General features: G+C 46.7%; 8 protein-coding genes. 5 read left to right on the top strand and 3 right to left on the bottom strand.

Features of this window, described 5'->3' with window-relative positions; translation table 11 throughout:
• The 4 genes from P1P89_22110 to P1P89_22095 form a co-directional block, all read left to right on the top strand.
• Nucleotides 1-377, top strand: a 377-nt coding sequence (locus P1P89_22110; protein MDF1594214.1) for a transposase, incomplete at its 5' end; no start/stop codon positions are given.
• 66 nt (nucleotides 378-443) lie between these two features.
• On the top strand, nucleotides 444-737 hold the full coding sequence (locus tag P1P89_22105; protein ID MDF1594213.1) for a helix-turn-helix domain-containing protein: 294 nt from the start codon (nucleotides 444-446) through the stop codon (nucleotides 735-737).
• Nucleotides 738-1,168: 431 nt separating this feature from the next.
• On the top strand, nucleotides 1,169-1,426 hold the full coding sequence (locus P1P89_22100; GenBank protein ID MDF1594212.1) for a hypothetical protein: 258 nt from the start codon (nucleotides 1,169-1,171) through the stop codon (nucleotides 1,424-1,426).
• Between the two features lie 79 nt (nucleotides 1,427-1,505).
• Entirely contained in the window at nucleotides 1,506-1,790 is a 285-nt protein-coding gene (locus P1P89_22095; GenBank protein MDF1594211.1) for a hypothetical protein, read from the top strand.
• A gap of 297 nt (nucleotides 1,791-2,087) precedes the next feature.
• Here P1P89_22095 and P1P89_22090 read toward each other — a convergent pair whose 3' ends face one another.
• The 3 genes from P1P89_22090 to P1P89_22080 form a co-directional block, all read right to left on the bottom strand.
• On the bottom strand, nucleotides 2,088-3,089 hold the full coding sequence (locus tag P1P89_22090; protein MDF1594210.1) for a tripartite tricarboxylate transporter substrate-binding protein: 1,002 nt from the start codon (nucleotides 3,087-3,089) through the stop codon (nucleotides 2,088-2,090).
• Between the two features lie 378 nt (nucleotides 3,090-3,467).
• Nucleotides 3,468-3,971: a nucleoside deaminase gene (locus P1P89_22085; protein ID MDF1594209.1), complete on the bottom strand. Its 504-nt coding sequence runs from the start codon at nucleotides 3,969-3,971 to the stop codon at nucleotides 3,468-3,470.
• A gap of 17 nt (nucleotides 3,972-3,988) precedes the next feature.
• Complete coding sequence (locus P1P89_22080; protein MDF1594208.1) at nucleotides 3,989-4,543, bottom strand: type I restriction enzyme HsdR N-terminal domain-containing protein; 555 nt, start codon at nucleotides 4,541-4,543, stop codon at nucleotides 3,989-3,991.
• A 251-nt stretch (nucleotides 4,544-4,794) separates the two neighbouring features.
• On the opposite strand from P1P89_22080, the gene P1P89_22075 reads away from it, so the two are divergent.
• On the top strand, nucleotides 4,795-5,094 hold a 300-nt coding region (locus tag P1P89_22075; protein ID MDF1594207.1), incomplete at its 3' end, for a deoxyguanosinetriphosphate triphosphohydrolase.

Genomic DNA, 5,094 nt, shown 5'->3' with positions numbered 1-5,094 from the left:
CTGATCCGATTACAGTAGAGACGTCAACCGGAAAAATCGTCATTCAGCCCCAGCGCACAAATAATATATTGGAGCGCTTTTTTCGAGACCTTAAACGCGGACATCGCAAAAAATCGGGCGCAGTGTCTTTGAATCGAACAATCCGATCTATACTTTCCGATACGCCTTTGGTTAAGAATCTCGACAATCCCGAATATATGAAAATCTTGTTGGGGGACTGCCATACGATAGCGCAACGTTTTGAGAAAATTGATTCGGCTATAGTGCATGAGCGCCTGAAAACTGAAGCGCGTAAAACTGAACGGATTAGTCCGGCAATGAAAAAAATTGTTCGATTTCCAGACTTGCCAGAAAAGATGCTTTCGCTGATGGCATAAGGGCAATATTAATGCCAACCCTTATTTACCATCATAGCGGGAAACATCAGAGAACTGGAAAACCTGTTGGAGCGCGCCTACATTCTGGAGGCGTCAGCGGTGCTGACATTGAAAAGTTTTCCCAGGGAAATTCTCGAGCCGACTTCGGTTTCAACCGGATGGACGTCCGATCGGCTGCCGAAGCTGGCAGCGGTTCGACAAAAAGAACTGGCGAATATTGAAAAACGATATATTAATGAAGTATTAGAGCGGCACAAGGGAAGGATTAATGAGGCTGCTGCGACAGCAGGAATCAGTACCCGACAGCTTCATAAACTAATGACCAAATATGGCATTCACAAAGAACCCTTCAAAACATGATCCCCGCCCGATTCACTTTTTTAAAATTCAAATTCAAACAAAGCAAATCCCATAGACGATAACCAACGCCGTCCCTTCTGGGGCGGGTATTTATTCGGCCGGGTTGACGCAAAGCGGCCAACGGTTTCGCAAGTGATGACAGATCGGAACCGACTATTCTCTTTGGAGATCACTTCGGAACTTTCGGTTCCGATTTATATTTTTATTATATATTTCATGGTGTTATTCGTTTATTGGTGAAAACCACTTAACCGGGCCTGACGGCTACGGGCGGTTATCGGAATCAGAAGTTCTGATTTTATCCGGCCATTAAAATTATATATGTATAAAATTCAAAGCGTTATGGTTTTGGCACGGCTGTTGCTCTACTTTTTCAGCATTCTAAAGCTACTGAAAAAGTCCTTTGCAAGAAGGGCCATACGGGTGAGTATATGCACAAAATACAGGGTGTTGTCGTGCCGAGAACATGGGATGAAAACGGAAGGGTTGTTGCCATAACGATTTTAACCCACGACGAAGATGAATACCATGTTGAAAGTGACGGCAGGGGTAAAGAACTTAAAACGTTTATAAGGGAAAACGTGGAAGTTCTGGGGACCGTAAAGCCCCAAGACGGTATTAAAGTCATCCAGGTAAAGAAATTCAAACTCTACAGGGAATTTGAACCACAACTTCGGCAACTTCGGTAGTGACGGTGAACGGTCTCATGTCGACAAATACGGCGGGCAACATTAACAATAAATGCTTCATAAGGGGGAGGGTTACAGAATGAAGAAAAACATGATGAAATTAGTGGTGGGCCTGATGGTTCTGGTTGTGGTTGTCATGGTGGGTGGTATCGCCGGGGCAGCCGAAAAGGTTAAACTTGTCGGGACTGTGAATGGAGAAAATCAAATTGACACCGATACCGACGAGACGATTGACATTGCGGAAACCGACACAGGCAATGAATTGATGATGGAAATCGGCAAAAAAGTGGAAGTCATCGGCACGGTAAAAGGTGAAGGTGATAACAAGGAAATTACGGTTGAATCTTTTAAAGTGCTTAACTAGCCGGATCCGGGAGATTTATCTGCAGCAAGAGAAGATTCAAAGAGATTTATACCGCTTTCCATAATAAAGTACCGAAACAATGAATTGCGGTATAAGCGGGTGTAGAAAAAAACGTTGGGATAACGGAACGTTTTTTTAACAACCGCTATAAATAAAAAAACAAAAGGGTGGACCTGTTGGGCCCACCCTTTTGTTTGCGTTCCAAGGGGGTTGGAAGCATCGGAAAAAGGATGTATCCGTTATGAAACGGAGAAACCCTTTTGGATGGAAACAACAGGCTTCCCCGTTTCATTCTGATTATTTAATCCCGAAGGCTTCCTTCAGTTTGGCGACCACGGCAGGAGACAGTTGCAACATGCCTTCGGCCCATTCCTGGGCATCCTGCCAGGTGACAAAGTCCATTGGGCGGTCTCCCTTTTCCGCAATCGCGACGGCCTCAGGATCTTTACAGGCCTTTTCAAAAGCCTCCTGCAGAATTTTAAGGCGGTCGGCAGGGATGCCGGGAGGAGCGGCAAAGGGACGTCCCACCAGCTGAATCCCCCGGAGCAGGGTGACGATGGGTTTGTCTTTTGGATCCGTCAGCACATTCTCAATCAGGGGGACATCCTCATAGCCTTTTGGTTTATTTCTTCCCACAAACAGCACAATGCGCCCTTCACCGCTTTCAAGGATGGCCTGGCGACTGGCGGTGGAGCTCCAGATGCCGTCAGCTTCGCCCCGCATCAGCGCCATTTCCATTTCAGCGCCGGAATACCCGGTGGCAATGGCAAAATTATCCTGATCCCACGCCTGGTATAGCATGATGGGGTTTACATAGGATACCGTTCCCAAACCGGTGGAAGCCAGGCGAATTTTGTCAGGGTGTTTTTTGACCTCATAAATGTCCTTAAACATTTTCGAGTTGACAATGTATGCGTATGTTTCGCTGCAGGGAGATCCCAGAAAGTTCAGTTTGGCAAAATCAAATTTGACGCCTTTTAATCCCACCACCTGGGGAAGCCCCACCGCGCGGTTAAACGTGCCGATGGTCAGGCCATTCGGTTTAGACATATAAAGTTCATTGGTGCCGATAATATGTCCGGCCCCGGGCACGTTTTTAACGATAAATGTACTGCCGGGAAGGTGCTTTTCCATATATTGGGCAACCAGGCGCGCGTACCAGTCATAGCCGCCGCCCGGCTTGGTAGAGGCGATGACCTTGATGACTTTCCCGTCATAAAAAGGCTTGGCGTGACCAGTGGAAATGAACAAAAATCCCAGCATCAGAACTAAAGTAAGGACCAGCAGATTTTTTCTCATTGGAAACTCCTCCTGTGTTGATGAAATCGTATAGAAAGCAGGCTTTTCGAAAAAGACCACTTCGGAGTTATTTCTATAGAAGTATTTGATTTCTAAACGGCAGCCGATGCTGATTGCTTTAAATTTTGGTTAGAAAAATATGATAAACTGTTGAATTGAACATAGCGAGTTAAGTGGGTGCTTCAATGTCAGTCGCTTAATTAGACCATTCGTACCCTGAGACTGAATAACTGCACCATAGCGGTTGCCGGCCGAGGTGTCCTTTGAAGGTACTATTCCAAAAATTAGGGCTAATTTTATAGAATTGATATACCTGCAATTTTACAGGAGAATAGTGAGGTTCCTTTGGCAACAGGCTGTCTTCGTCGCAGTTGCAAATTACGGCTGGGTGAGGGTATAGGCCGCTAAAAAACTTTTTTTCAGATAAACCGTTTGCGGGTTTGAAAAATATGTCTTGAAAAGCGCCAGGCTGTCAGCGCGCAGAATATGCGGGACAATCGAGAAGGACATGTTCTGGTATAGCGGCGGCAGACGCGACAGGTCACAGCGGGTGCCGCCGCCCATTGCATCTTCATAGGCATATACGATATTGGTAACGCCGCTGATCAAAAGCGCTCCAAAACACATCAGACAGGGCTCCAGGGTGCAGTACGCCGTCAGGCCGCCGGCAGGAGAAGACGCTTTTATCCGGTTCATGTTTCTGAGCGCCAGCATCTCGGCATGATCGGTTTCGTTGAACCGGTTTTCAATGGTCCCGGTCCGGGCGCCGGAAGCGATGATGCCGTCGGTGCCGACCAGTATCGCGGCTGCGGGAAATTCCCCTATTGCGAGTGTCTGTTTGGCCTGGGCCAGCGCTTTTCGCATAAAATAAATATGATCCATGTGTGTTTCCTATTTGTTTAAAGCCGGCAGACACTGTCGTCACAGGGACAACACCCGTCCACTTCATATGCATAAAGGATGCGGGACTCCATTTCTGTTCGCAGTGAAGATATGCTGCCAAAGGGTGCATTGGCAGTCATGTCTCCCAGTTCGGTTCTTGAAGGTATTGCATCTAATCCAGAGGAAATAACCTTGCCGGAATCACCGGCTAATATGTCGGCGGATTCGCCGTTTGTAACGACAACGAAAGGTATTTGATATGATTCCATCAGCCTTGAGGCGGCCAGGGACGGACGCTGCCGGGTCACCAGGGAACCGGGACCGTACTTTATAATCATACAGGCTCTGCCGGACAACGTTACTTTGAAATCAACCTTGATAAGCGCCCGTTTGTCTTTTCCGGCAGCGACCAGAAGCTCGCAGCGGGGAATGATATCGGTCTTTGCGTATCCTTTATTTTCCACCAGCAGGTGCGCCAGTTTCTGTCGATAGCGTTCATCGTGGGTATCATTCAGGATTTCGCCGGTAATAAAATCGGTTAGTTTTCCCAGTATCAGATGATGACCATCCATGATTTCACGCCTGCCTGGTATAGATGAACCGGAAATTGTGCCCTGAAATTTTTTAAATAGCCCCTGTCAAAAAGATAATATCGTTTATAAAATAAGAAAAGATTTGCAAATTGTAAAGAATCATATCTTTTGACACAGGATAAGTTTCTTTAAAATAAATAAGTTTTATGATAAACGGAAAACCTGTTTGTTTCAATAAAAAGCGTTTGAATATATAACAAAATGCCTTCAGTTATATTGGGGTAAATAAAATGACGATTCGTGAAGATTTTGAAAAACGCGAAAAAAATTTTATCGCGTCCTATGGATCCCTGAGCACGGCTTCCCGGGGGCGTCGGGAGCAAGAGGAGCCCTGTCCCATTCGCACCGCTTTTCAGGTAGATCGCGACCGAATCGTATATTCCACTGCGTTCCGGCGATTAAAGCACAAAACCCAGGTGTTCTTATCCCCGCTGGGGGCTGTTTACCGGACACGGTTGACGCATACCCTGGAGGTGGCGCAAATCGCCAGGACGATTGCCCGGGCGCTGCGGCTGAATGAAGATTTGACC

The organism is Desulfobacterales bacterium (assembly GCA_029211065.1).
Classification (GTDB): domain Bacteria; phylum Desulfobacterota; class Desulfobacteria; order Desulfobacterales; family JARGFK01; genus JARGFK01.
This window is presented reverse-complemented; position numbering and strand designations above follow the sequence as displayed.